The sequence below is a fragment of the Ralstonia sp. R-29 genome (genome assembly GCF_049913345.1).
Classification (GTDB): domain Bacteria; phylum Pseudomonadota; class Gammaproteobacteria; order Burkholderiales; family Burkholderiaceae; genus Ralstonia.
In genome coordinates this window covers 316,665-342,831 of the sequence record NZ_CP184378.1, presented here as the reverse complement: position 1 = coordinate 342,831, position 26,167 = coordinate 316,665, and the positions used below count along the sequence as shown (strand labels likewise).

Annotated in this window: 16 protein-coding genes; 6 read left to right on the top strand and 10 right to left on the bottom strand. The window is 66.4% G+C overall.

Going from position 1 to position 26,167, the window contains the following annotated elements:
- Position 1 precedes the first annotated feature (1 nt).
- The 6 genes from ACN9M1_RS18775 to ACN9M1_RS18750 all read right to left on the bottom strand — a co-directional run bounded on the left by ACN9M1_RS18775 (position 2) and on the right by ACN9M1_RS18750 (position 6,354).
- Positions 2–610: a hypothetical protein gene (locus ACN9M1_RS18775; protein ID WP_426400068.1), complete on the bottom strand. Its 609-nt coding sequence runs from the start codon at positions 608–610 to the stop codon at positions 2–4.
- 61 nt (positions 611–671) lie between these two features.
- The gene (locus tag ACN9M1_RS18770; protein ID WP_426400067.1) at positions 672–875 is read right to left on the bottom strand and encodes a hypothetical protein; all 204 of its coding nucleotides are present in this window, start codon (positions 873–875) and stop codon (positions 672–674) included.
- A gap of 124 nt (positions 876–999) precedes the next feature.
- The gene (locus ACN9M1_RS18765; protein ID WP_426400066.1) at positions 1,000–2,193 is read right to left on the bottom strand and encodes an FHA domain-containing protein; all 1,194 of its coding nucleotides are present in this window, start codon (positions 2,191–2,193) and stop codon (positions 1,000–1,002) included.
- Positions 2,156–4,084, bottom strand: coding sequence for a type III secretion system outer membrane ring subunit SctC (sctC, locus tag ACN9M1_RS18760; RefSeq protein WP_426400065.1), 1,929 nt, complete (start codon positions 4,082–4,084; stop codon positions 2,156–2,158). Before sctC ends, ACN9M1_RS18765 begins: the two co-directional genes overlap by 38 nt.
- 4 nt (positions 4,085–4,088) lie before the next feature.
- The gene (gene sctS, locus ACN9M1_RS18755) at positions 4,089–4,364 is read right to left on the bottom strand and encodes a type III secretion system export apparatus subunit SctS (RefSeq protein ID WP_426400064.1); all 276 of its coding nucleotides are present in this window, start codon (positions 4,362–4,364) and stop codon (positions 4,089–4,091) included.
- A gap of 34 nt (positions 4,365–4,398) precedes the next feature.
- A complete protein-coding gene (locus ACN9M1_RS18750) occupies positions 4,399–6,354 on the bottom strand; it encodes an FHIPEP family type III secretion protein (protein ID WP_426400683.1) in 1,956 nt (651 codons plus the stop codon).
- Between the two features lie 287 nt (positions 6,355–6,641).
- On the opposite strand from ACN9M1_RS18750, the gene ACN9M1_RS18745 reads away from it, so the two are divergent.
- Genes ACN9M1_RS18745 through ACN9M1_RS18730 form a run of 4 tightly spaced genes read left to right on the top strand, consistent with a single transcriptional unit; the run spans position 6,642 to position 10,112 of the window.
- A complete protein-coding gene (locus ACN9M1_RS18745; RefSeq protein WP_426400063.1) occupies positions 6,642–7,490 on the top strand; it encodes an autoinducer binding domain-containing protein in 849 nt (282 codons plus the stop codon).
- On the top strand, positions 7,487–8,590 hold the full coding sequence (gene sctQ / locus ACN9M1_RS18740) for a type III secretion system cytoplasmic ring protein SctQ (protein ID WP_426400062.1): 1,104 nt from the start codon (positions 7,487–7,489) through the stop codon (positions 8,588–8,590). The genes ACN9M1_RS18745 and sctQ overlap by 4 nt, the downstream gene beginning before the upstream one ends.
- Positions 8,591–8,646: 56 nt before the next feature.
- Positions 8,647–9,306 carry a type III secretion system export apparatus subunit SctR gene (gene sctR, locus ACN9M1_RS18735; RefSeq protein WP_426400061.1) on the top strand — a complete coding sequence of 220 codons (660 nt, stop codon included), beginning with the start codon at positions 8,647–8,649 and terminating at the stop codon, positions 9,304–9,306.
- Between the two features lie 11 nt (positions 9,307–9,317).
- Complete coding sequence (locus ACN9M1_RS18730; RefSeq protein WP_426400060.1) at positions 9,318–10,112, top strand: lytic transglycosylase domain-containing protein; 795 nt, start codon at positions 9,318–9,320, stop codon at positions 10,110–10,112.
- A 127-nt stretch (positions 10,113–10,239) separates the two neighbouring features.
- Here ACN9M1_RS18730 and ACN9M1_RS18725 read toward each other — a convergent pair whose 3' ends face one another.
- Positions 10,240–21,588: an LWXIA domain-containing protein gene (locus ACN9M1_RS18725; protein ID WP_426400059.1), complete on the bottom strand. Its 11,349-nt coding sequence runs from the start codon at positions 21,586–21,588 to the stop codon at positions 10,240–10,242.
- Positions 21,589–21,832: 244 nt separating this feature from the next.
- Positions 21,833–22,909 (bottom strand): LuxR family transcriptional regulator, encoded by a 1,077-nt coding sequence (locus tag ACN9M1_RS18720; protein WP_426400058.1) that lies wholly within the window; start codon positions 22,907–22,909, stop codon positions 21,833–21,835.
- A 436-nt stretch (positions 22,910–23,345) separates the two neighbouring features.
- Here ACN9M1_RS18720 and modB point away from each other — a divergent pair, with 436 nt between their 5' ends.
- Both modB and ACN9M1_RS18710 read left to right on the top strand, forming a co-directional pair.
- The gene (modB, locus tag ACN9M1_RS18715) at positions 23,346–24,032 is read left to right on the top strand and encodes a molybdate ABC transporter permease subunit (RefSeq protein WP_426400057.1); all 687 of its coding nucleotides are present in this window, start codon (positions 23,346–23,348) and stop codon (positions 24,030–24,032) included.
- On the top strand, positions 24,029–24,790 hold the full coding sequence (locus tag ACN9M1_RS18710) for a sulfate/molybdate ABC transporter ATP-binding protein (RefSeq protein WP_426400056.1): 762 nt from the start codon (positions 24,029–24,031) through the stop codon (positions 24,788–24,790). Before modB ends, ACN9M1_RS18710 begins: the two co-directional genes overlap by 4 nt.
- Before the next feature lie 12 nt (positions 24,791–24,802).
- On the opposite strand, the gene ACN9M1_RS18705 is transcribed toward ACN9M1_RS18710, so the two are convergent.
- Positions 24,803–25,303, bottom strand: a complete 501-nt coding sequence (locus ACN9M1_RS18705; protein WP_426400055.1) for a flavodoxin family protein — start codon at positions 25,301–25,303, stop codon at positions 24,803–24,805.
- 5 nt (positions 25,304–25,308) lie between these two features.
- Complete coding sequence (locus ACN9M1_RS18700) at positions 25,309–26,118, bottom strand: TOBE domain-containing protein (RefSeq protein ID WP_426400054.1); 810 nt, start codon at positions 26,116–26,118, stop codon at positions 25,309–25,311.
- Positions 26,119–26,167: the final 49 nt, after the last annotated feature.

The window sequence follows — 26,167 nt, the reverse complement described above, 5'->3', positions numbered from 1 at the left end:
GTCAGCCTTCCTGGTTCTTCAGCAGCGAGTGGCTCACGCCGTTGGCGGCCTGCGCGAAGCTCATGTCCATCTGGTATTCGGCCAGCGTCATGGAGGCGAAGTAGCTGAAGTCGGCCAGCTTCACCATCGTCATGGTCACGTCCATGCTGTCGAGCGAATCGAGCATCTCCTGCCGTTTGGCGTTGATGCTGGTGTAGCGCTCGTTGAGGTCGTGCCCGTAGTCGCGCCACTGGCCCATCGCGCCATCCGCACCGGGCCCGCGCGTGAAGGTGAACGAGACGTCCGGCACCGGCGATGGCGTTGTGCTGACAGCGTGGGGCACCACCGGTATCGGCTGCGCCGGCAGCGTGGTCGGCTGCACGGTGGCGGTGGCGACGGGGCGCATCATGCTGCCGAATTGCTGCGCGTCGGCCGGGGTTGCGGCTTGCGTTGTGGGGGCACCAATGCCTTGCTCGACCCGTCCCGGGCCCTGAGCAGCGTAAGCCGCAGGGTTGACCTGCGCGGCTTGGCTGGCGCCGGCTGCACCCGTTACACCAGCGGCACTGCCAGCTTGTGCCTGCGCTGCCTGGGTTGCAGCAACGGCCGCAATCGCATTCGTTTCGATCGACATCGTGCCCTCCTGAATGGGGTGAAGCGGCGGCAGGCCTCGCCCGCCGCCGCAGGGATGCGCGTCAGCTCGCGCGCGCGCCGTCTCGAACGGCACCGGCTGCCGAGGCCGCCGTGTTGCTCAGCGATTGGGCCGCGCCGATGATGCCGCTGGCGGCAGCGCCCTTGGCTGCGGCAGCCTGCACTGCCGTGGCGATCTTGAGTTGGTCATCGCCAGATTGGTTGATGCTATTGATGGCGCCATCGACGCCGTTTGCTGGAGCGGTCATGGTGTTCTCCTGTTCTGAATCGAAGGATCAAAGAGTCAAAAGGGTCAAAAGATCAAAGGGAACTGCATACCAACGCACTGCTCACGCCGGCGCACGCAGAGACACACAAAAGCGAGCCCGCGCACTACGGCGTTTGCGGCTGGATCGGCCAGTTGACCGATTGCCCGCCGCGGTCGAGCACCACACCATCTGAAGCGATGCTCTTCACCTGGAGGCCGCCCTTGAGCTGGGCGCCCTCGAAATACAACTGGCCGTCGCGCGTCTGCACAAAGCGCGTGCCGTCTTCGTCTTCGTATGTGCTGACAATGGCCGGCAGACCGTCGGCGCGCGGGGTTTCCGCGACGATGTTGGGCGGCGGCGGGCCATCCCACGCCACCCGGTCGATCACCTCGACAGCGGGCTTGGCATCGCGCGCGTAATTGCGAATGCGCTGCCATGCCTGCGCCCGGTCAGCCGTGCCGCTCACCACGATGCGGCCGTGTCCGTCGTACGCAACGTTCAGGCCCGCCGTGCCGCTGGTGCCGCCCGCGCTGAAGTACTGCTGCGCGGCGGCGAGCAGATCGCTTACCACGTACACCTCGCCGATCGACACGTCGGACAACCCACGCGCGCGGCTCAGCAGCGCCTGGTGATCCGCCTCCGTCGGCACATAGCCGGACACCCGCGAGGTGCCGTCTGACGCGGGCGTCACCACAATCTCGGGTGGATCGCCCAGTGCATGGCGCACCTGCAACGCACGTGCAGCGGGGTCACGGCCCCAGAGCGACCAACCATCGTGCCCCGCGAACGCGACCACGCCGCCGGCCAGCAGCACCGCCAGCCACAGACCAATACCGGCAATCAACCATGTCCGCCCACGGCCCGCCTTGGTGGAAAACCGCGAGAGCCACACCGCTGCCGCCAGCGGCAACCACGACGGCACGCGCTCCGCCAGCACAGCGGCGCCCGCGCCTTCCACGGCAGCGGCCGGCATGCGGATCGTCCCGACCTTTTCAATGCCGACGCGGATGTCGCCCATAGCAATCACATCACCGGGCACCACGCTACGGCGTGTCTGGCCGAACGGCTGGCCGTTGAGCGTCGGGGCGCCCTCCTCCAGGCGCCGCGCCGTGACTGCAATGCTGCCCACCTCGAACATCAGCTCATGCGGAGCCACGCTGCTGTCAGGCACGATGATTTCGCAGGTGGGCGCAGCGCCCACCACGTTGGCACCCATCCGCAGCGGCATCGATCTGCCGTACAGCGGCCCGCTCAGGAAGCACAGCTTCCAGGGCGACTTGTCAGCGTGCGGCGAGGGTTGAACGGCTGGCTGGTTCATGCAATCGAGATACAGGCGGCGTGGGCAACGTGCCGGGCGCGGCAGGCGCAGGAGCGATAGGCGACGGACCCGGTTTCCAATCGGTCGCACCCGGCACCGGCATGCCGACACCCGGAATCGACACGGCGGGCACGTCGTTCGGGTTGGTGCTGGCGGCGGTCAGGACGCGTGGGGTCAGCAGATAGAAGCGCTCCATGTGCTGACCGGTCTTGTTGGTGTACTTGAACAGGTTGCCGATGAAGGGCACATCCGACAGAAACGGAATGCCCGACTTGGTGTTGTTCAGGCTGTCGGAGTTGAAGCCGGCAATCAGCAGACTCTTGCCCTCTTCGATCATCGCCTTGGTGACGATGGAGCGCTCCTGCACCACCGGCAGTTGCGAGACGCGGTCGTTGGTGAGGTTGCCGTCGTCAATGTCGATCGACATCATCACGCTCATCTGCCCCGCCTCGTTGACGATGAGCGGCGTGACCTTCACGCTCGTACCCGTTGTGATGCCGTACAGCGACGCATCTTGAAAGCCCGACACCGGCACGTAGAAGTGGATCAGGTTCTCGAGAATGGCTTCGGTGTTGTCCAGCGCCAGCACCTTGGGCTTGGCCTGCAATTGCGCGTTGCCGCTCTGCGTGAGCGCATTGATGCGCGCCAGCAGGTAGTTGCGCAGGCTGCCGCCAATCGACGCCGTGAGCGCCATGCCGATCGGCGTGGTGGCGCCGGTCTGGCCGTCTTCGGTGGTGCCCAAGTTGAAGGTGAGCGGCGGGTTGTTGCCATTGCCGGATTGGAAGTCGCCGTGCGTGGTGTGCAGGCGCCAATCCACACCCAGGCTGTCGAGCGAATCGGTGCTGATGTCGATGATGGTGAGGTTGATCTCCACCAGCCGCGGCTTGGTGTCGAGCGACGCGATCAGCCGTTCGTACTGCGCCATGTGTTCGGGCACATCGCGGATCAGCACGGCGTTGATGCCCGCATCCGCTTCGATGCGCGGCAGGTCGGACGGCGCACCACCTGCCGATGCTGCGGGCGCCTGCGCGCCGTAACCCGAATCGCCTTGCCCGCCGCCTGCCAGCGGAATCTCAATGCGCGGCACGTTGATGCTGTCACCCGAGCTGAGCTTCATCTGCCGCGTCGGGCCCGTGAGCCGCATCGCGCGCGTGGGCGACATGCCGGGGCTGCTGGCCCCAGGGTTGGGCGCACCCAGCAGGCGACGCATCATGGTGGCAATGCCGGGAATCGTCACCGGCTTGCCGGAACGGTTGATCTCCACATCGCCCGCCCAGGCGTATTTGAGCGGAAAGGCGCGGATCTCCGCCCGATCATTGCCGCGTGCCGGATCGGCAATCGATGCAATGGCTTGGCGCACGAGTTCCACATAGCGCTTGGGGCCGGAGGCGTAGACGGTGTTTTCCTTGTCGCTCACCACCAGCGGAAAGCGTTGATCGGTGATCTGCATGGCGCGCAGGATCTGCGCCAGCTCCGGGCCGCTGCCCTTCGGAATCGGGAAGACCTGCGTTTGCGAATCGTCCGCGCGGTCCACGTAGATGAGCGAGCCGTCGTAGTACCACGTGAGCCCGTAGGTGGCGCACACGGTGTTGAGCGTGCTGGCCGGCGGGCCAGAGAACTTGCCGTTGATGGTGCCTTCCACCTTCGGGTCCACCACGGCCGTTACTCCCTGAGATGCCGCCAGTTCCCGAATGAAATCGCCCACCTTTTTGCCCTCGGCCACCAGCGTGTACGACCGGTTGCGCCAGCGCAGCTCGGCCGCCTGCACCAGGGCCGCCGTCGTCAGCAGCCACAGGCAGGCCGCCGATGCACTCCACCGCAGGAATCGATAGCGTTTGTTCACGCGTGTTCTCGCTCGGTTATGTTGTTGTTTGCTGGCGCCGTGTTTCATTGGCTCAGAAAGGCGCCACACCGCCGTAAAACACCTGATCGAGTGCCATGCGGGCAAAACGCAGCACTTCGCGTCCGCCCCACCCCGCCAGCACCACGATGGTCACCATCACTGCAATCAGCCGCACGGAAAGCCCGATGCTCTGATCCTGAATCTGCGTCACCGCCTGCGCGATCGCAATCAGCAACGCCGACACCGTCGCCACCGCCACCACCGGCAACGAGACCAGCAGCACCAGCAGCAGGCCCTGGCGCGTGGCTTCGAGAAGGGTGGCGCTCATGTTCATGGGCACATCTCCTTTGCGTTCTGAGTGTTCAGGCGGGGTTGGTCACCCAGCCCACGGTATTCAGTTCGATGGCTTCGTCGATCTCCTGGTACGACAGCACCGGCAGATCGCCAAACACGGGTTGCAGCATCGTCTTCACGTAACGCCGGCAATTGAGCGACACCATCACTGCCAGCGGGCGGCCGTGGCGGTCTTTCTCCAGCGGGCGCGTGCCGCCCAGGATCTTCACCACCTGGTCGGTAATCGCCTGCTTGGCGTCACGCGTGAGACTGAGCACGCTGCCCTGCTTGGTGTGCACCACGGCCTGCTCGATGCGCTCCTGCAACGATTGCTCGAACAGCACCACATCGAGCACGCGGCTGGTGCCGCAGAACTGCTCGGTGATCTGGCGGTGCAAGTCCACCCGCACCAGTTCCACCAGGCCGATCACGTCTTCAGGCTCTTTGGGCGACCACGTGATCAGGCTTTCGAAGATGGCGCGCAGGTTGCGGATCGACACACCCTCTTGCACCAGCCGGCGCAGCACTTCTGTAATGCGTTGCGGGGGCACCAGGCGCGTGAGTTCGGCCACCAACTCGCCGTGTTCACGCCGCATGATCTGGATGAGGTTTTGCGTTTCCTGAATGCCAATGAGAGATGCGGCGTTGCGCTCGATGAGGGCTTCCACTTCGGCGGCGAGTCGGTCTTCAGCGGGCAAGGCGCTGTCCGCAATCGCATCGCGCTCGGGCAGCGTGCCTTCGGCCGCTTGTACGTCCTGCACGAGCAACGCATAGCCGTGCGCCGGCAGGTTCGCATCCCAGTTCAATTGCACACGCGGGAACACCGCACCGAGCTTGCGTTGCACGCGCGATTTGGCCTCGGCCAGGCGGGTCTGCAGCGCAACGAGTTCGATCTCGCCACGCAGGTCTTCTGCCAGGCGCACGGCAATGGGCGGGGCAATACCTTCTGCGGGCGAACCGGCTTCGGGTTCGGCCATCCGCCGCGCATCGGGCCCCAGCACGAGCAAGTCCAACGGAGGAGCCTGCCGGCGCTGGCGCATGCGGAGGAACGCAGCGGCCGCGGTGCCGATCGCCAGCAGCAGGAACGACCACTTCGGAAACCCCGGCACCAGCAGGAAGGCCAGCAGCACACCGCTGGCCATCAGCATGCCGCGCGGGTGCGCGGTGATCTGCGCGCCGATCTGCTGGCCGAGGTGGCGGGCTTCGCGGTCTCGCGTGGCGACGCGGGTAGTGACGATGCCAGCGGCAATCGATACCAGCAGCGACGGAATCTGCGATGCCATGCCGTCGCCTACCGTCAAGATCGCGTAACGGTGCAGCGCATCGCCAATCGACATGCCGTGCATCAGCGCCCCCACCGCAATGCCGGCCAGGATGTTGATGACCGCGATGATGATCCCGGCAATGGCGTCGCCCTTGACGAACTTCATCGCGCCGTCCATGGCGCCGTGCAGTTGCGATTCCTGCTCCAGCGCTTCACGGCGGCGCTTGGCCTCGTCCGACGTGATGATGCCGGCGCGCAGGTCGGCGTCGATGCTCATCTGCTTGCCGGGCATGGCATCCAGCGAGAACCGCGCGCCCACTTCCGCCACGCGCTCCGAGCCCTTGGCAATGACGATGAACTGCACCACCGCAATCACCAGGAACACCACACCGCCCACGACGAAGTTGTTACCGACCACCAGCTTGCCGAAGGTATCGATCACGTGGCCCGCATTGGCCTGCAGCAGGATCAGCTTGCACGAGGCGATGTTGAGCGACAGCCGGAACAGCGTCGTAAACAACAGCACCGCCGGAAACGAAGAAAACGCCAGTGCCGACGGCAAATAGATCGACACGCACAGCAGCACGATGCTGGCCGCCAGGTTGAGCGAGATCAGCCCGTCCAGCACAACGGTCGGCAGCGGCAGCACGAAGAGCGCCACCACTGCCACCACGAACACGGCGATCGCAATGTCGTAGTTCACCAGCCGTGCCCAACGCATGCCGGTGAGTGGAACGTCCAACGCTGCAGCAAGATTCCGAGGCTTTGCCATGGCGCGCCTTCGGGCCGTCGGCCCACGAATTTCCGTAGACGGCGGGCACGCTCAGGTGCCCGCTTCCCTTGCGAAAAGTGTAGAGGCGGTGGGCGACTCGGCTCAACGCTGAAACTCGTAGTCGCGCGGTCAAACTCCCACGAAGTTTCGGGGTCGACTACGTTTTTCTGTAGTTCATCGCGACGTGTGCACACCACTACATTAAGTGCATTCACTTGCCACGCGAGAGGCCCCGGTTGACTGCTTCGAATGTGGGTGCCGGCGATGTCCGCGCGCCGATCCTGTTTGGCGAAGAACACATCGTGGTCGATGCGGAGTCGATCCGTCTGGGCGCCACGGCACGCACCGAATCCTTCTCGGAGACCGCGCAGGATTTGCGGGCCGCGCACGGCGCCCAGGAACGGCAGTTGCTGCTGCGCGCCATCCTGCGCAGCATCGGCTTTGACTGGCTCTGCTACTACCGGCTCACGCGCATTGGTGAATCGATTACGCGCGTGCTGTATTTCCGCGCCTATTCCCCGCCCAACTGGCCCAAGCGCTACGTGGATGAGCGCTACTTTGAAGTCGACCCGCGCCTGGCCTTTGCCCTGCGCCATGAGTGGCCCTTGGTGTGGGACTTGGCCGACCTAGGTGCCACGCCAACTGCCCCCGCCGAGTCCGACCGCCTCCACCGCCTGCTGCAAGACGCCGAGCGTGCAGGCCTGCGCAGCGGCATCAGCTTTGGCGTGGTGAGCCCGCGCAGCCTGGAGCACAGCGTCATCTGTTTCGGCTCGGGCAACAACGCAAAAGGCTGGATTGCCGACAACGTGGTCGGCCAGGCCTACGCCGTGGGGCTCGGTGTGCACGAATTCCTCATGCAGCACGCCAAGCCCTTGCACGAAGACACGCACGCTCGCGCCCTCACGCAGGTACAGCGGCAGATTCTGGAATTCATCACCAGTGGGCTGTCAGACAAGGCGATTGCCGAGCAGCTCAACATGTCGCCCCACAACGTCGACTACCACCTGCGCCAGCTCAAGAAGAAGTACGGCGCGCAGAACCGCGTGCAGCTCGCCTACATGGCCGGCCGCATGTTCATGACATGAACACGCTGGACGCCCGCATGCTCTCGGCCGTCGACCCAGCCTTGGCGCGGACACTGTCGCGCCTGTATCTGGCGCGTGCGGCACTACCGTTTTCCGTAGGGGACGCCTCCTACGAAGCGCGTTGCGAAGCCCATACGGTGCAGACTGCCGCCCAGGCCTATCGCTTCACGCTGGGCGATGCGCCGGGGTGGGTATTGCTCGATGCCGCCGCAGAACGCGCCTGGCTGGCCGACGCCGCAGATGCACACGTGCCGCAAGCCCTGCGCTGTGCCGTGCTGGCGGATGCCCTCGCTCCGCTCGCCTGCGCCATCGAGCAACGCAGCGGGCGCGGCCTCACATGGCAGCCCGATAGCGCACCGCCCGACGTGCGGCTGGACCGCCCCGACGTACTGCAGCTACGGGTGACCCGCCGCGATACAGCCCCTGCCGCAGACAGCGACGCACCGTGGCAGGCGCGCGCCGGCCTGCTGTTCGAATCACCAAAGGTGCTGCCCGAACTGTGTCCATCCGACCTGGCAGCGGAGCCCATCCCGCTCTCGGCCTTCATGGGCACGCAGGTGCCGCTGCGGTTCGAGCTGGGTGCCACCTTTCTGTCGCGCCGCGACTTTGCCGACATTGCGCTGGGCGACATCATCCGCATCGAAAAATGGCTGGCCGCGGGCGACGCATTGCGCTGCGTGGCCCGCGTGCGCGGGCGGCTGCACCTGCGTGTGTTCGGGCAAGTGCAAGGCAGCCGCATCGTCGTGGAAAACGTGGAGGAAAAACCGATGACAACCGAACACGCCGCCGCTCCATCCGGCGACCACTCTGGCACCCCATCCGGCGCCGAAGGGCCTGCGCGAGCGCTGCCCGCCGACAGCCTGGACGACATCGAACTGGTCACCACCTTCGAGCTGGAAGAGCGCCGCCTGTCGCTGGCCGAACTGCGTGCGCTGCGGCCCGGCACGGTCATGGAACTGGCACAGCCGCTCAACCAGGCCGTCATCCGCATCCTGGCCAACGGCACGCCAGTGGGTGAAGGCCACCTGATTGCCGTCGGCAACCGGCTGGGCGTGCGCGTCTCGCGCTTCATCGGCCAGCCAGCGCCAGGACAGGCATAACGCCCTGGCGCCTCCACAAGAACAACATCCCCCATATTCGACATTCGACACGCCCCATGGGAAACCTGCCCAATCCCGTCGCGATGATTGCCGTGGTGGCGGCACTGGGCATCGCGCCCTTTGCCGCGCTCATGGTCACGAGCTACACCAAGCTGGTGGTGGTGTTTGGCCTGCTGCGCTCGGCGCTGGGCATTCAGCAAGTGCCGCCCAACATCGTGCTCAACGGCATCGCGCTGATCCTGACGGTGTTCATCATGGCACCGGTCGGCATGGAGATGGTCGACAACCTGCGCGGGCGCAACTTCAACCTCAGCAGCCAGATGAGCGTGGATGACGTGATCGCCGTCCTCGATGCCGCGCAGCCGCCGGTGAAGAAATTCCTGCAGGCGCACACGCTGGAGTCAGAGCGCAACTTTTTCGTCAAATCGGCCACCAGCATCTGGCCCAAGGAGCGCGCCGCCGGCCTCAAGAACGACGACCTGACCGTGCTCGTACCGAGCTTCACGCTCACTGAGTTGATCAAGGCGTTCCAGGTGGGCTTTGTCCTGTACATCGTCTTCGTGGTGGTGGACCTGATTGTCGCCAACCTGTTGCTGGCGCTCGGCATGCAGATGATTGCGCCAACCACCATCTCGGTACCGTTCAAGCTGCTGCTGTTCGTGATGCTCGACGGCTGGTCGGTGCTGGTGCACGGGCTCGTGCTGTCTTATCGATAGCGGTGGCGACCATGCGTGCGCATGCCTTCATCGTTGCCGCCATGGCACTCACGGCCTGCCTAGTGGGCGCCTCCGCGATGGCCGGACCGCGCATCGACGCGCGTACTTTCGCCACGCTGGCCGCCACGTGCGCACCCCGCGTTGATCGCCTGACGCTCGAAGCGCTGGTCCGCACGGAATCCGCCTACAACCCGTACGCGATTGGCGTGGTCGGCGGCAGGCTGGTGCGCCAGCCGGCGACGCTGGAAGAAGCCGTGGCGACAGCGCATTCCCTGGAGCGCCAGGGCTACAACTTCAGCATCGGGCTCGGGCAGGTCAACCGCTATAACCTCGCGCGCTTTGGCGAAACCATTGAGACGGCCTTCGATGCCTGTCGCAACCTGCGCGCGGGTGGCACCATCCTCGCTGAATGCTTTGCGCGCTCCCTGCCGCGCTACGGTGATCAACAGCAGGCACTGCGCGCCGCCCTGTCGTGCTACTACAGCGGCAATTTCGAGACCGGTTTCCGCCACGGCTACGTGCAGAAAGTCGTCGCCAACGCCGGGGATGTTCCCGCGATCGTGCCCGATGCAGGCCAGGCGCGCATTGAGCCGATCCCGGTGGTACCCGCTGGCGGCGGTGCACCGGCCCCAAGACCGCCACGCACCGCGTCCACATCAGCGCCGGCATCAGCATCAGCGCAAGCACAGCCCAGAGTGCTATCCGGCAGCGCGTGCACCGGTCAGAACGGCCGGCAAGTGATGATCATTGCGTGCAACCGCGCCGATGGTCCGTCCTGCCTGCGCTGCATAGCACTGCCGCGCTAAGCACCTGTTCACGATCAGTTCCAGCATGGGGTGATCGGCGGCAGCCTGCTGTTGACAGTCGATGCCGAGCCTGCCCACGTCGCCCTACGGGCGGTGGGGACCCGACTCGGCAACGCAGCGATGGTGCTCACGGCACGATCACGATCGGCTCATCCGGCTGGATCAGTCCGACATTGCGATGCGCGAACTGTGGGTTGATCTGCAGCAACTGCGCCAGCGCTGCCTGGACCTGCTGCTCGTCCGACATGGTCTGGCGCTGCGCGTCGGAGACGTGCGCCTCGTGCAACAGCGGCGTGCGATACCGGTCTGCAATGCCGTTGAGCGTGTCGCCCGGCTGCACTACGTATTCGGAATGTGTGGGCTGCGGGGTGGCCGATGTGCTGGGCGACTGGCTGGGCGACTGGCTGGTTGAGGGCGCGCTCGCACTGCCCGACGGTGAAGGCGAGGTAGACGGTGAGAGCGTTGGCGACGGTGACACCGAAGGCGATGCCGATGCACTCGGCGATGCGCTTGGTGATGCACTAGGCGATTGCGTGACAGCCGGTGTGCCTGGCGGGCGCTTGTTCTTGTCGTCCTGTATGAACAGCGGCTTGATCAGGTTGAATGCATACGCCGACAGCGGCAGCAGCGCGATAGCGATCTTGTGCTTGCTCACAAACTCCGACGCATTCGGAAAGTGGGAGCTGAAGCGCGAGAGGCCAAGCGCGCCCGACGACAACAGCATCGGGACGCCCTTAATGTAGTCGCCACCCGCCATCTGCGCGGCGCCCAGCAGCATGCCGCCGGTAGCGGCGAGCGTGTCTGCCGAGATATCGAGTCCCCGCACCGTGCGGCTGCGCTGCTCAATGTCGATGTTGCGTCCGCGCCCGAGCAGCACGCCGGTGGTGTACGCGATCGACGCGACTGTGCCGCCCGTGGGCAGCACATACCAGACGGCCGAATCGTGCGCCAGTGTCCACGCCTTGGTCGCCATCGCATGCGCATACGAGGCCAGCCCCGCGCTGTAGCCGCCGATGGCGATCTGCCGGCCCCAGTAGCCGAGCTTGGTGCGCGGGTGGCCCAGATGCACCTGCTGCAGCCCGGTGCCGCTGAAGACGGCCTGGATCTGTTTGACCAGATCCGCCGACACGGCCTGCGTGGCCTCACCGGCCTGCGTGCGCGTGATTTCCCGATTGCCCAGGCGCTGGTAGATGTTGTGCACGCTCCAGTTGGCTTCGGCAACGAACGTGCGCAGGCGGCCCTCGATCTCTGTCAGGTTGGCCGGCACGGTCTTCTCCGACGTGTGGTCCGGCAGTGCTTTGACCAGCCGGTCGACCATCGTCTGCGTGGCCTCGCTAAAGACACGCGGGTCTGCCCGTTCGATGGTCGCCATCGTCGCCTGATGCAGCACCTGCGCCGAACGTCCGACCCGCAGCAGCAGCATGGATGGGTTGCCGGCCAGAGAAACGGTATTGGCGCCAGTGCCCGGTATGCCGATCAGCACCGCGCCCGCGCCGCCTGCCACGGAGGCGCCCACGGTCGCCACTTCGCGCGCGCGCGTGCCGAGCTTGGGCTTGGCGCCCTCCACACCCAGTGCATTGAGTTCCGCCGACGCCTGTTCGGGTTTGACCAGCATCTTGCGGGCGGTCTGCGTGGTTTCCACGCGCCCCGCGCTCTGCGGCTCGCCGGACGCGTCCACCGACAGGGCTTTTTCGTTTTCCACCATCTGCCGCCAGGTGGGCAGGGGTGTGGCCTGGTTGCTGGCCGACGCCGGCAGTGCCTTGGCGCCCGCGGGGCGCGCAGCCACGCCCATCTCGGTCGTCCATTGGTCGGCAAACTGATTGGCGCGTTTTTCTGTCGGACTCAGGCGCCGCTTGGCTTCCCACAGCGGTTTGGCAAAGTCGATCTCGGTGGCGCGGGCGCGATTGACGAGCGCGCTCGTGTTGCCGTTGAAGACGCGGTCGATGATCGCATTGACCTGGCTGTCCGACAGGTTGTACTTCTGCTTGCCAAGCCGCGCGATCTCGGCCAGCAGCACCTGGTTCTGCGCGTCGTACTGGCTCTTGGACGGGCGCTCAAACACACGCGTGAGGGCATCGTCGCCATGCAGCCGGCCTTGGGTGGGCGCGCCGTCGCGCTCGAAGCGCAGCACCATGTCGGCGACGGTGGTGTTCAGCCGCTCGTTGGCGATGGCGTCGGCGCCATTGGTGGCGTATGACACGCCCATATGCACCCAGGGCAGCGTGGGGCGCTCCAACACCTGCTCGACCAGCTTGGCGTTGCCCCCGCCCGGCACCGGCTCAAGCACCGTATCCCAGCCGTGGAAGCTGACCATCACGTGGGGCTGCTGCGCATCGGGGTGGGCGGCGCCCCACTTCTCAAGCATCGAAAACAGCCGCACGTGGTTGTCGTACGCGTCATTGGTGCGCGCGGTGAAGTGGCCGTTGGTACCGATCAGTGGCCGCGACGGCGCGAACTCCAGGCGGATGACCACGCCGGTCTGCGACGACAGGTCGAGCCATTTGTCGAGACGCGACTGGTGCAGATCGTCCAGGAACAGCTTCTTCTGATCGGCGCCGCTGCCGGATTTGATCTGCGCGTTGGCATGGTCGATGGTGGCGTTGTTCACGTCGATCTGCTTGGCGGCCTGCACAAAGCTCGGGTCCTGGCGCTTGCCAACGGCGGCGCGCAGCGAATACGGGTCGACCACGAGCGAGATCACCGGCATGGCGCCGCCCGTTTTCTTGATGAACGCCAGTGCGCGGGCGGGGTCGTCGCGCAGGCGGTATGCCCGGCCCATCGGCGCCAGCCGTGCCTGGAGCGGGAATTCCGAACGCAGGAACGTGTTGACCATGTGCCGGTCTGCCGTGGCCGCCGCCGAGAACCGCTGTGCAGCGCGCTTGCCCGCGAACGGCACGCGGCGCGACACGGTGTTGGCGGCCACGTCACGGGCCACGCGCAGCTTGAGCTTGAGCTTGCGCCAGAGCTGCGCATCGGCCATCACCACCTCGGGCGCGTGGTCCTTGACGGGTTTGAATTCGACATTGCTGGCATAGGGGTCGGCCTCCTTGCCGGCCAGCAGTTCGACCTCGTCCAGCGGGCGGGTGAGGTTGCCTAGCTTGGGCGCGTCGGGTGGCAGCGCCGCCGTGGTGGTGCTGGAGAGCACCGGCTGGAACACGCCGATCTCCAGGCCGGTGCCGCTGCGCTGCCATGCCTCGAATTGATCGGGCGGCAGACGCGTGAGCAGGAAGTGGGTATCCGCACCGAAGCTGTCGTGTCCGATTGCCAATTCGTTGGCCGGGGTGCCGTTGTGTTGCGTGGCTGCCTTGCTCCGGGCGTCATACCACATGAGGGTATTGCCGTTGGGCTCCAGGCGGCCGGTGGGCGTATGGCCTCCCAGCTTGCCCGCGTTGTCGGCCGTCTCGTAGACGTAGATGTAGTGCGTGCCGGCTTCGAGCAGGCCCTGTTTCACCAGGTCGCGCAGGTGGGCGATGTTCGCCCCGCTGTAGTCGAGTGCATGGGCGTCGGATTCGGGCAGCATGCGCGTGCTGGCGTAGGCGTGAGCCGACGCTTGCAGCGGCGTGCCGGCCGTAACGGGTGTTTCCAGCGTGCGCTGCCGCCATTGCAGAAGCTGCGCCGCGCGCCCGCGCAGGAAGCCGCCGTTGGCCTGCCGGTTCAGTGTGGTGGCGGCCTGTGCAATTTCGCCCGGCTTGAAGGCCGGCATGCCGTATTCAGCCTGCTTCCAGAGCGTGCGCGGCTTAAGGAAGCCGCCCAGTTCCTTGACTGTCTCGGGCTGCACCGAGCTCACCACAAAGCGCACCCCGCGCGGCGCGCTGCGCAGTGTGCGTGCCCCATGCGTCTGCTGCTTGGCAAAGGCGGCTTCGAGGCTGCGCTCGGGCACGGTGGCGCCGTCCATGGGTGCATCCACGTGGTATGTCCATGTGCCGTCGGTGCCGCGCTTGGCATGGCCCTTCGGGGCACCGCCCTTCTTGTCGATCACGTAGATGACGTCGCCGTCCTGCGCGGCGCCGGTGGCCTCTTTCACGCTCTTGTAGCGCTTGGCCCCGCCGAGCTGCTGGATGTGGGCAACCACCTCGGTGTCGATCTGGTCGGCCGTGGGCGATAGCACGTGCGAAGTGTCGCCGCTATTGATGCGCGAGGGGCCACCAAAAGCCTGCAACCGCTCGTACGACACAGGGCTGATATAGAAATCGACGCCCTTGCGTGCGGTGTGCATTGCAGAGTTATCGCCACGCACGGCGCGCTTGACGATCTTGGGGACGCTGCTGCCACGTACGGCCTGGGGCGGCGCGAAGGTGCCGTCGTCGCGCAGTTGCGTGGTCGCGATGATGACGGGCGTGCCGTCCGGCTGGCTGGTGTCCTTGAGCGCGATCAGGACGGTGTTGCTGCCCGCCTTGCCGGCCAGATCGCTCAGCCTGGGCACCTCGGCGCCGGGCACGTGCCGCAGCGTGCGCAAGTCTTTCACGTCGAGCCATTCGGCGGCCTGCGCGGCAGCTTTTTGCGCGTTGGATGCGGCTGCCGATGCCGGAGCCGGCATGTGCGGTGTGCCGGGCGCCGCGCCGTTCCAGCGCGAGGCGTAGTACTGCGCGTAGGTCTGGTCCGGCGCGATGGACGTGCGCATGCCGCCCATGGTCTGCGCCAAGCGCAGGTAGGCCTCGGGGTTGTTGGCATCCCACTGCGCATAGGCCTGTTCCAGGGGCTGCGGCATCTGCGCGCGGGCACCGATGTCCACACCGGTTGCGGCCAGCACCTCGTCGCGCACGTTGAACGCGTTGCCCTGGGCGCTGGCCTCGGCGGCAAGCGAGGTCTGCACGAAGCTGCCCTCGCTGTGGCCTTGCAGGCCCAGCAGATCGAGCTCGACCTTCACGGCGTGGTCGGCCTCATGGCCCAGCGTGTAGACCAGCGCTCCCGCGTCGGGCGCGTTGGCGTCGAGCGTGATGGTCTTGCGCTCGGCATCCACGGCAGAGCCACGGTTGCTGTGTCCGAGGCGCACCGTCCAGCCGGCGTCGTGCAGCAGGCGCAATTGGCGCGTGAGCGTGTCGGAGGCGCCAATCAGTGCGTGGGCGCTGGGCGGCAGCGGTGCGCCGGCAAAGGACATCGTCACGCGGTCGGCCGGCGTGGTCTGGTAGGTGCCGTCCTGCGGGCGGTATTGCGTGCCGGTGCCGCTGTAGTCGGGCGAGCCGGCCGGGCGTTCCACCGGGCCGCCGAGGTTGCGCGCCGGGTTGGCGGGGTCGATGCCGATCTCGGCAAAGCGCCGGCTGGTGGCTTTCTGCAGCGCGGCGCTGTAATCGAACGGTACGCCGTATTGCGCGGCGGCCTGCTGCGCCAGCACGGTGTCGTGCTGGGCCAAGGAGATCGCGTAGGCGCGGATGCTGCCAAAGCTCTGTTCCGAGCTGGGCGTGCGGCCGATGTCGGTGGTGCCAAATTGCGTGTTGCCGGCGGCAAACCTGTCGATGGCGTTGAGCAGCCGGTCGACCATCGCGGGGGTCGGTTCCGCCGCGGTGGACACCCCGCGCATCTGCGCCTCGGTCATCGACGGCACGGTGTCGTGGAAGTGGTCCGGATGCTGCTGCTGGTAATGCCGCAATGCCTCCACTACGCGGTCCACGGCCGCGCGGTCGGTGGCATACACGACGATGTTGTCGGCGCGCGGGCCGGCGGCGTCGGGCCCAGACGCCTTGGCGGCATAGATGCCCGGGAAGCGGCCAGGCTGGTCCACCACGCCGCGCACCAGGAAGTCGAGCACGTCGAGCACATGCGACGTCTTTGCGTTGACATAGACACGCTCGGTGACGGCGTCCGGGTCGACCAAGCCATCCTCGCGCAGGAAGTGATAGAACGTGGTGCGCGCGCGGCCTTCCGTTGGCATGGTGCTGTCGACGAAGGCGCCGTCGGCTTGCGACACGGTATAGGCCCCTTCGGGGCGCTGCTCTGCCAATGCGATCAGGCGGGGGAAATAGAACTCGCCCGGCATGGTGTCTTCCGGGCCGGTGACGCCGCCCGTGCGGGCGTACAAGCGGTACACCTCGTTGTTGCTCAATGCACCATCGCCCCGGCCTGTACCGTCTGCCTGCACCTTGGCGAGCAACGCCTGCTGGGACTCCAATGCCGATTCGGCACCACGCGGCCCCAGCTCCGGCAGCACGCGCTGTACCGGCATGCTGCCCGCGTCGGGCGCCACGCCCGGCATGCGCACGCCAGACGCGGCCAGGTTGGCTGCCGCCGCCTCGTAGGCCTGCCGCTGCGATGCGCCATGCTGGCGCGCCACGCCCATGCCGGCGCCCATGAGCCCGGCGGAGGTGAAGAACTGCACCCAGTCTTCGCCCGTGGCCTGGCCGTTGTTCGCCACCAGCGATTGCCCCTGATGCAGCATGGCCGCGAGGTTGGTATTGAGCGCGCCGGTGCCCATCAGCCGATAAGCGAGGGCGCCGCCGCCCAGGAACTGCAGCCCCGCCAGCCGGCGCACGCGTGCGGGCAGCCTGGCGAGCACGTCGGCCCGGTTGAGCAGCGGGATGGCCTCATTCAGCCGCTGCAGGCGCAGCGTGCCCTGCGTGAGATCAGCCACGACACCCGGGTTGCGCGTGACGCCGAACACGGCATTCAGCCGTTGCGCCGCGTTGGCGGTTGCCGCGGGCGAGCCATACAGCGCGCGGCTGAGCACGGCGTTGGTAAGGTTGTTCTGGAACGGGCGCAAGGCCCAGCGATTGTCATTGAGCAGGCTGATGCGCGCGGCATCTTCGGCGCTGGCGCCGCGCGTGATGCGCACCGCGTTGATCGCCTCCATGAAGTCGGTGTTGTAGGCGCCCACGCGCGCTGCGGCCACGGCCGTGCGGTTGACGAGCCCGCCTACGCCTGCCGCGCCGCCCAGCACGTTGGCGCCCAGGCCCACCCAGTTCCACGGGTCGTCACGCCCTTTGGCGGTGGACAGCGCCTTGATCGACTGTGCCGCGCCCGCCACGGCAGTCACCGCAAAGTACGCATCGGCTAGGTTCGACAGCACCACGGCCCACAGCGCCGCCGTCTCGGGTTGCACGACAGTGGTGATGATGCCGGCCGCCACCGTCAGGCCGATCTCCAGGTCGGTCTTCAGGTGCTCCCAGTTGTACCAGTGGTCGTCGGGCTTGTAGGTCTTCCAGTAACCGTCGCCGGTCATCAGGTTGCCGTTGGCATCGACCACCCAGTGCGGCTGGGCGATCAGCAGGCCGCGATCCAGTCCGCTGTGCGATTCCCAGTCGCCATAGCCATTGCGCACGGTGGTATCGGCCGGGCCCACGTCGATATAGCGCCCGTCGGTGCCGATGCCCTCCATGATGGCCAGGCGCTTGGCGTCGCCCTTGCCCTCGCGGTTGTCCCACCACTGCATCGACAGCGAGGTCAGCGCCACGGGCGTGGTGCCGCTGGGCGTGTTCACGCCTTCGCCGTGCATGAGCTGGCTAGCCACTTGGGCCAGTGTGGTCTTGTGGCCCTTGTGGTCGTAGACGACTTCGTTGCCGTTGTATTCATTGAACTGGCCGTCGGCCATGGCTTGCTGGTCGCTCAGCGTGCGTGCCGTATACGTCGGGTCCAGCCCGTATGCCTGGCCCACGGCGTTGTACACCTCGGCCTGGCTGGTGACGGTGTGCATGCCGTCCTGCCAAGGCAGCCCGACCGTGTTGCCGCTGGCCGTGACACCGGCGGTGGTGCCCGAGCTCACGCCTGCGGTGTCGGGCGCCCAGTGCAGGTCGTTCTTCAGCGGCGGACTCGTGTTCGGGGCGTTCGCGGTGGCGGGGGCGGTGCTGACCGGCGCCGGCGGCTTGGCGGCGTCTTTGTAGCCGGTCTCGCGCCGGATCTCCTTGCTGACGTCGTCGCCGATGTTGTCGCCGAGGATGTCCTGCGTGAGCTGCATCGGGACGTTGTCGTCCTTGACGTCTCCCAGGCCGAAGTCCTGGCCGGTGACCACAGCCATGCCATCGCCGCCGACGAAGTACGTCGTGTTCAGCCGTGAATCTACCGATTCGGTGCCCAGCCCGCCCTTGTCGATGGGCTTGAGCATCAGGCCCTCGATCTGCTTGCGCAGGTCGGTCATGTCCTGGTTGCGTGCGCCGCCCGCGGCCGCGTAGATGCGCGACATGGCTTTCAGGTCAGTCACGTCCAGCTTGCCTTGGAGCTGGCTGTGGTACAGCGCAGCGGCCAGGTCCGGCGCGACGCCGTTCATCTGATCGGCCGCGGCGTTGGCCTGGTCACCCTTGTCCTTGCCGAATACCTGGGCGCCGCTCTGCTGAAACAGCGACTGGGTCTGCGGTGCCTGGATCGTGTCGTCCAGCAGTTGCGCGTAGAAGATCGTGCCCTTGTAGGCATCGAGCGCCGTACCCATGGCGGTGAGCCGGCCCTGCGGCGAATCGCTGCCGTTGTTGGCGGCGATGCACATCATGGGTGCATGGTCGAGGATGGATTGCAGCGCGCGCTGCTGCAGGCCGGAGATGCTCGCGTCGCCCATGACCTGGTCGAACAGCGGGTCACCGGACTGCATGCCGGCAAGCAGGCCCGTGAGCCGTTTGGCCGCCGCCGCGTCGCCCTTGCCCGGGCCGCCGTTGGTTTGCAGGGCATGCGCGGCAATGTGCAGCACCTGTTGCGCGCCAAGCCCCATCTGCCATTGCTGGAAGCTCGTCAGCAACTGCTTGAACTCGGGGGAGTCCTTGCCGGTGCCGCGCGCTGCGTCCATCTCGGGCGCAATGCCAGCCATGGTGACAGCGTTCTGCGCTTTCCACAGGGTATCGACGTTGTTGGGGTTGAGCTGCCAATCGCCATCGTCGGGCTTGTGGCCGGCGGCGACGTTCAGCGCCTGGTCAAGGTCGTTGTGATACGCCTGCAGGGCGCGTGCGGCAGCGGCTTTGAGGTCCGCGTTGTCGGGCGCCTTGTCCGATTTGGCCTTGGCGTCTTGCCACGCCGCGTAGTCGGTACGGGCCTGCGTGACGGCGCTGTCCAGTGCCTTCTGGTCGGGCTGGATGTCCTGCTTCATGATCCCGGCCGTCACGCGCAGCACGTCCGGGTCCAGCACGTTCAGCTTGGCGAGGTCCTTGGCTCCGGCATCGACGGGGTCCTGGGTCGGGTCCTGGTAGTAGTCCTCCAGATGTTGCTGCGCCGCCACCGTCAGTGCGGATTGCGTCAGCATCGCCTCGTTTTGTTCGTTGCCGCCAAGCCAGGCTCGCGTGGCGGCAATGGCCTCGGGCAGTGTCATGCCGCTGGCCACCAGCTGACCCAGATGGGCGGTGGTGTCGGGCTGGGCGCCGTCGCGCTGCGTGTCGGGCGTTTTGGCATCCGGCGTTGCCGCCAAGGTGCCCTTGCGCAGGGCGTTCACGCCGTCCTGCAGGTCCTGTTCGGTAAACAGCTGGGCGCCGTCGACGTCCTTGGTGGCCTGGTCGATGGGGTCGCTGGGGGGCTGCCCGGCCTTGTCTCCTGTCTTGTCGCCGGTGTTGTCCTGTTGCCGCGCCACGGTCACCGCCTGCGCACGTGCCAGCACCGCTGCCTGGGCCCATGTCGAGTTGCTGATGTCGGCGTTGTCCTTGTCGTTGCGCGCGGCATCGAGCGCCTTCTGCAGGCCAGCCGCATCGGCCGTGCCGCCGCCCAGTGCCTTGTTCAGCGCCGCCTGGGCCTTGGATAGGTGGGCCGCATCGTCCGGCCCGACCTGCACCGTAAGCGGTGATGGCTTCAGGCCGGTGTGCTTCTGCAGCGTTTTCGACAGCGCGCCGTTCGGGTCTTCATCGATGATGGTCTGGTACGGCGCCATCGATGCATTGTTAGCCTTGGCCAGGCCCAGCGTGTCGAACGGTGTGCTGGGTGGCGTGTAGCCGTTTTCCTTGTAGCGGTCCTGGTCGGCCTGCGCGTTATAGAGGAAGGCCTTCAGGCTGCCCATGACATGAGCCGCGCCGTCGCTCTTCGGGCCACCCAATGCGTTGACGATGCGGCTAATGGGGCCGTAGTAGTCGTCGCGCTTGTCCAGCGTTTGCATGGAGGGCGCGTAGACCTCGGGGTCGCCCGCCTTGATCTTGCTGTCGATCTTGCCCTGCAGGTTTTGCGTGTAGAGCGCCTGCGCCAGCTCTGGCGAGGCGCGCTGCACGTCTTCGAGCAGCGCCGCGATGTCGCGCAGCTCACCTGGCGTGCCCACCTTGGTGATGTTGTCGTGCGTGATGCCGGCGTTCAGCACCGATTGCACGAGGCCCTTGTACAGCACCGTGTCCTTGTAGCGCGATAGCGCGTTGCCTTCGGCCACCAGCGTGTCGTGTGGGTTCTTGCCGCTGGCGTGGGTGATGTCCTGCAGCGCGCTGGCCTGGATGTCTTGCGTACGTGCGTCGTCCATGACGCTCGCATAGAGCGGGTCGGTGTTGGCCACGCCGCGCAACTGCTGGGTGAGCGCCTGTGCTGCCTTGAGGTTGCCATCGGCGCCGCCCGACGCGCGCGCGGCCTGAGCGGCGTCGACGATCTGCGCGGCGTGCAGGTCGTTCAGCACGGTGGCAGCGGTAGGTGCACCTTGCGCGCCTGGCGTACCGCTTGCGGCGCTGTTGCGTTGCGCGACCAGGCGCTCGGCCAGCAGGCGCCGCTCGGTCTGCAGCGGATCGGCACGCCATTGGCTGTCGGGCTGGCCGGCAGCGGCGTTCAGTTCATCGGAAAGCGCGGAGTGGTAGGCCTGCTTGTCACGCGCCAGCGTAGTCGCGTCGGCATTGGCGGCCTTGTCTTTCTGCCAGGTCTCGAAGGCGGTCTGGGTGGCCTTGACGGTGTCGTCCAGGTTGGCGGCCGGCTTGAGCTCAACGTGCAGCGCCTTCACCGCGTCGTCGATGGCGGGTTTGGAGAAATTGTTGAGCCAGACGTCCTGCTTGGCGGCAACCTGGATGGGGTCGGCATCGGCCGGCACCTTGCCGTCTGCCACGGCTTTTTCGGCCGCGATGGTCAGGGCGGCTTCGCTCAGGACCGTCTCGTTTTGCTCGCTGCCGCCAAGCTGGGCACGCGCTGCGTTGACGGCCTCGGCCTCGGTCATGCCGCCGTCGAGCCCCGCCTGAATGGCGGCTCGTGCGTCTTGCAGCGTCACGGCTTGCGTGGGCGGGGCCTGGTCGGTGGCCAGCGGTTTGTCGGACAGCGCGTGCGTGGCAGTGTCCAACGTGGTGTTGTCGAACACGTGCGTGAGACCGACCTGGCTGGCGGCCTGCTCCAGCGCGTCGACCTTGGGTTGTTGCGCCGTGGTATGCGCCGGGCCGTTGTGCGCGGCCTGCAGCAGGATGGCGGCCCGCGCAAGCGCCTCTCGGCTGACCCCGGGCTGCGTCTGCTGGACTTTCTCAATGGCAGCCTTCAGCGCCGCCGTATCGTCGGGGGCCTTGCCCTGGAGCGCATTCTTCAGCGCCGTCTCGGCATCAGACACATCGCGTGCACTGGGCGCCGGCGGCGGTTGGATGGGCTGAGGTGGTGGCGTCGGGATGCCACCACCGCCGTCGATGGCTCTGAGCATTACGGTTCTCCTGGGCAGACTACGAGCGCTCGCCCATGATTGCCGCGCTTGCCAAGCACGCCTATCCGGAAAATTCGTAGAAAAGCGCGCGAAACCGGCGGGCTCCATGCCGGGGACTACGCGATCCAGTAGCGGTCTTTCCTTGGAACCTGTTCACGATCCTGCTGCACGACCCTGATCTGGGTGTATGCGCTGCGCCTCACCCGCTCTCAGTGCCGCACGGCAGCTTCGCTTGCCCCTTCACTCAGATCAAGTTGAGGCGGCCGGCAATGTAGGCCAGTTGCGCGCGGTTGGTGGCACCGTAACGGCGACGGATCAGGCGCAGGTGGTAATCCACGTTGTGCGCCGTGGTCTGCAGCTTGATGGCGATTTCCTTGTCGCTCATGCCGGCGGCCAGGCACGTCAGCACGCGGCGCTGCATGGCCGACAGCATGGGCTCTTCGTGGCACACGTGCGCGTTGCGCGCGAACGTTTGCAGCGGCGCGCGCCAGATCTGATGCAGCGCCATTCCAAAGAGGATGGACTGACCGAGCACGCTGTCACTGATCCACTCGCGCCCCGCATGTGGCGAACTGAAACTGACCACCGCGGTGCTCATGCCCTTGCCTGCGCCCAGGCTGAACATCACGCCGCTGCGCAGGCCATGCTCGTCCATCATCTGCAGGAAAGTGCGCAACGCCGGCTCCATGCGCGGCTGACTGCGCGCCAGCGACGCCAAATCCCATACGAGCGGCATGCCCGTCGCAAACACCGCGGGCAGGCGCGGGTCGACCGCAAACAGGCGATCGTCGCAATACCGCTGCACGAAGCGTGGGCTGACGTAGTTCCTCAGCATGGCCACGGTGGGCGGTGCGGCTTCGTGCTGCTCAGTCACCGCATACGCCAGCGACGAGAAACCCATCAGCCCCATCAACCCAGACACGATCCGGGCGCGCTCGGCCACGCTGCCTGCAGCCTGCAACTCTGCGGCAAGGCGCAGTCGCCCTGGGGGCAGCGGGCCGGGCTCGAAGGTCAGCGCATGCTCGTCGACGGGGAGGATCTCGGTGCCCGGTGGCAGCGGCACGAAAAAGCGATCACCGTTGGCTGCATCGTCCGGGATGGAACGGGTGGTCAGCGGGTCGGCGTGCCCGGGCAGCGGTGCCATGCCTTCCGACGCCGGCAAGGCGTCCAGCTCCAGCGGGACGGCCGTGTTCGCATGGGGTGGAACATCGGGCTGCGGCGCACCGTGGAGCGTGGTGCGCATGTCCATCAGCAGCGCCAGGTCTTCGGCGCGGGGGAAACGTACTGCCTGCAAACCATCTGAGCGATGTGCGGCGGCCATTGCCGTCCTCCGGTCATGGTGGAAACACCCGCTCGGCCGCCGGTTACATACCGGACATAGCCGAGGCTGTTCCCCCCCGGGGGATGACTGTTGCTGTGCGGTGACCCTGTACACCGCGGGCGCGGATCGTGAAAAGCGACGTCCGGCTTACGTTTTGGCGCATTGTTGCAAGTCGGCGGCAACGTTGTCCAACAAAACTTTTTAGTGCCCTACTATCGACGTGGCTTATGTCGCAATGCAGCATAAACCCCTCCCGACAGTTGTCATGCGACGGCGTTTCCATGCCCCTTGCCGTATGCCGGCCATCATCCTGTCAGGATTGACCGAGCGTTATCACCAACCCTATATTGCGATGAGTTCACCCATTCCGTCGCCCGCGCCCAACGACCCAACGGTCATCCGGCTGGGCGATGGCCCCCTCTGGCAACGCACTCGCATGTCTGCTTCCATCTGGACGCCCCTGCTGCTCTCCCTCAAGGTGGCCGGCTGGGCAACGGCGCTCAACCTCGTCCTGGGCGTGGGCGCCGCCTACGCGCTGGCACGCATGCGTAGCCGCGTGCGCGATGTCATCGATTCCGTGCTCACGCTACCGCTGGTGCTGCCGCCGACGGTGCTCGGCTACTACCTGCTGGTGCTGCTGGGCCGGCGCGGACCCATCGGCGGGTGGCTGGACGGTCTGGGGATCCAACTCGTGTTTACGTGGCAGGGAGCGGTGATCGCGTCGACCGTAGTGGCGTTTCCGCTGGTGATGAAGTCCGCGCGCGCCGCGTTCGAAGGCGTGGACCACCAGTTGGAGAATGCGGCACGCGTGCTGGGCCTGCCCGAAGCGGCGGTGTTCTTCCGCGTGACGCTGCCGCTGGCTGCGCGCGGCATCGCCGCCGGCGTGTTGCTGGCGTTTGCGCGTGCGTTGGGCGAGTTCGGAGCAACGCTCATGATTGCCGGCAACCTGCCCGGCCGCACACAAACACTCTCCGTCGCCATCTACGAAGCCGTGCAGGCCGGCGACGATGCCACCGCCAATACGCTGGTGCTGATCACCTCGCTCACCTGCATCGTGGTGCTGGTGGTGGCCAGCCGCCTGCTGCAAGGCCGCGCACCGAGCCTGCAGGAGCAACTGGCATGAGCGCCAATCCTACTGTGATGATCGATCTTGTTGTGCAGAAGACGCTCGCCAGCGCGGCGCGCGTGTTCTCGTTGGACGTTGCCCTGCGCTCCGAAAGCCGGCGCGTGGTGCTGTATGGCCCGTCCGGCGCGGGCAAAAGCCTCACGCTGCGCGCCATCGCAGGCTTGATGACGCCCCAGCGCGGCCGCATCGCCCTCAATGGCCGCACGCTGTTTGACCATACGGAAGGCATCAACCTCAGCGCACAAGAGCGCCGCGTCGGTTATCTGTTTCAGGATTACGCGTTGTTCAACCACCTGAGCGTTGCGCAGAACATTGCGTTCGGGCTCAAGCGCGGGTGGTTCAACCCGCCGCGCCGCATTCATCGGATGCACGACCCACGCGTGCAGCAGTGGATCGACATGTTCGAACTGGGTGCCGTGGCGGCCAACTACCCGACACAGATTTCAGGCGGACAACGCCAGCGCGTGGCCCTGGCCCGCGCACTGATTGCCGAGCCCTCCATGCTGCTGCTCGACGAGCCCTTTGCCGCGCTGGACCCGGCGCTGCGCACGCGCATGCGTTCGGAGTTGTCGGCCCTGCAGCAGCGGCTGAACGTGCCGATGCTGATGATCACGCACGACCCGGCGGATGTCGAAATCTTTGGTGACCACGTCTTCGAGCTGCGTGATGGACGGGTGGTGGCCGATGCGGTGCGCGCACCCGATGCGCCGCCGTTGTCGCCATACCCGCATCTGACGGCGGTGGTGAACCGCTAAGCGCCCCTGGGACTAGAACACACCCAGCGCGAGCCCGGTTGCCATCGCCTCACCAAGTCCCCGGCAGCGTTCCAGCGCATCGGCACCGATCTGCTTGGGGGCCAGGATGGCCTCCGGCGTCTGCGCATGCGTGCACACGATGATGGGCTCGGCCACGCGCTTGAGCCGCCAGCCGGTGGCAATGCGTTCGATCTGTCGCACGGCGTTCTCGCCATCGCTGCCCGCGCAAATCAGGCTCGCATACGGGCGGCCGTTGATGCGATCCAACGCGGGGTAATAGCAGCGGTCGAAAAAGTCCTTGAGCTGCCCGCTGATGGCCGCGAGGTTTTCGGGCGTGCAGAAGAGATAGCCGTCTGCGGCCAGCACGTCATCGGGGCCAGCCTGGGCAGCGTGCAGCAGGCGCACAGTCACGCTGCCGTCCACCATGGCACCGGCCTGCGCGGCTTCCGCCATCTGGCGCGTGCCGCCCGTCATGGAGTGGTAGACGATGAGCAGGGTCTTGGGTGTCGTCATGGGGCTCAGACAAGGCCCAGCACGACGCTCGATGCCTCGAACACCGCCAGGGCCTCCACGCCTTCGGCCAGTTCCAGCACTTCCACCGCCGAGCGCGAAAGCATCGCCACCAGCACGGTCTCGGCCGATGCGGACTCCGCATCCAGCAAGCGCAGCCGAACTTCCGACTGCACCGCGCCTTCGCGCACCTCCGTCACCACGCACGGCAATTGGTTTTCTGCGGAAAGGCGCCATTCCCCGGCCCCACGCAGCAGCATCACGGCCGGTGCCTTGATGAGCGCAACGGCCTGCACACCCGGCGCCAGCCCGAGCGCATGCGTGCTTTCCTGCGTAATGGTGGCCACCACCGCCTGGCCGCCGGCCAAGCGCAACGTCACCACGTCGTTGACGGCGCCGGATGCAACGGCCTCGACCGTGCCGAACAACGCGTTGCGTGCGCTGGTGCGCAACATCAGGCGGCGGAGCAGATTGGCGTCTTCGCTGGCAGTCTCGGCAGCGGCATCCAGGCGTTCGACAAAGCGGCGGTGCTCAGCTTCGAGCACGCGAAAGCTCTCGATCAAGCGCTCGGCACGCGGTGTGAGCACACTGCCGCCGCCGCCCTTTCCACCCGTCGTGCGTACGACCAGTGGTTCGCCGGCCAGGTTGTTCATCGTGTCGATGGCGTCCCACGCGGCCTTGTAGGACAGGCCCACCGCCTTTGCGGCGGCGGTAATGGAGCCCGTCTGCCCGATGGCGGACAGCAGCGCGATGCGGCCATGTCCGCCCCAGTTGTTGTCACCGGCGCGCAGCCAGATGGTGCCGTCGAGTTCCAGCATGTCGTCTCGTATTGGAGGGAGATTGCAACATGCGGATGTTAACGCTGAT

Bases quoted from the DNA above. Each gene is read 5' to 3' on its own strand.
- ACN9M1_RS18775 (WP_426400068.1), bottom strand. From the start codon at position 610: ATGTCGATCGAAACGAATGCGATTGCGGCCGTTGCTGCAACCCAGGCA.
- ACN9M1_RS18770 (WP_426400067.1), bottom strand. From the start codon at position 875: ATGACCGCTCCAGCAAACGGCGTCGATGGCGCCATCAATAGCATCAAC.
- ACN9M1_RS18765 (WP_426400066.1), bottom strand. From the start codon at position 2,193: ATGAACCAGCCAGCCGTTCAACCCTCGCCGCACGCTGACAAGTCGCCC.
- sctC (WP_426400065.1), bottom strand. From the start codon at position 4,084: ATGAAACACGGCGCCAGCAAACAACAACATAACCGAGCGAGAACACGC.
- sctS (WP_426400064.1), bottom strand. From the start codon at position 4,364: ATGAGCGCCACCCTTCTCGAAGCCACGCGCCAGGGCCTGCTGCTGGTG.
- ACN9M1_RS18750 (WP_426400683.1), bottom strand. From the start codon at position 6,354: ATGCGTTGGGCACGGCTGGTGAACTACGACATTGCGATCGCCGTGTTC.
- sctQ (WP_426400062.1), top strand. From the start codon at position 7,487: ATGAACACGCTGGACGCCCGCATGCTCTCGGCCGTCGACCCAGCCTTG.
- sctR (WP_426400061.1), top strand. From the start codon at position 8,647: ATGGGAAACCTGCCCAATCCCGTCGCGATGATTGCCGTGGTGGCGGCA.
- ACN9M1_RS18730 (WP_426400060.1), top strand. From the start codon at position 9,318: ATGCGTGCGCATGCCTTCATCGTTGCCGCCATGGCACTCACGGCCTGC.
- ACN9M1_RS18725 (WP_426400059.1), bottom strand. From the start codon at position 21,588: ATGCTCAGAGCCATCGACGGCGGTGGTGGCATCCCGACGCCACCACCT.
- ACN9M1_RS18720 (WP_426400058.1), bottom strand. From the start codon at position 22,909: ATGGCCGCCGCACATCGCTCAGATGGTTTGCAGGCAGTACGTTTCCCC.
- modB (WP_426400057.1), top strand. From the start codon at position 23,346: ATGTCTGCTTCCATCTGGACGCCCCTGCTGCTCTCCCTCAAGGTGGCC.
- ACN9M1_RS18710 (WP_426400056.1), top strand. From the start codon at position 24,029: ATGAGCGCCAATCCTACTGTGATGATCGATCTTGTTGTGCAGAAGACG.
- ACN9M1_RS18705 (WP_426400055.1), bottom strand. From the start codon at position 25,303: ATGACGACACCCAAGACCCTGCTCATCGTCTACCACTCCATGACGGGC.
- ACN9M1_RS18700 (WP_426400054.1), bottom strand. From the start codon at position 26,118: ATGCTGGAACTCGACGGCACCATCTGGCTGCGCGCCGGTGACAACAAC.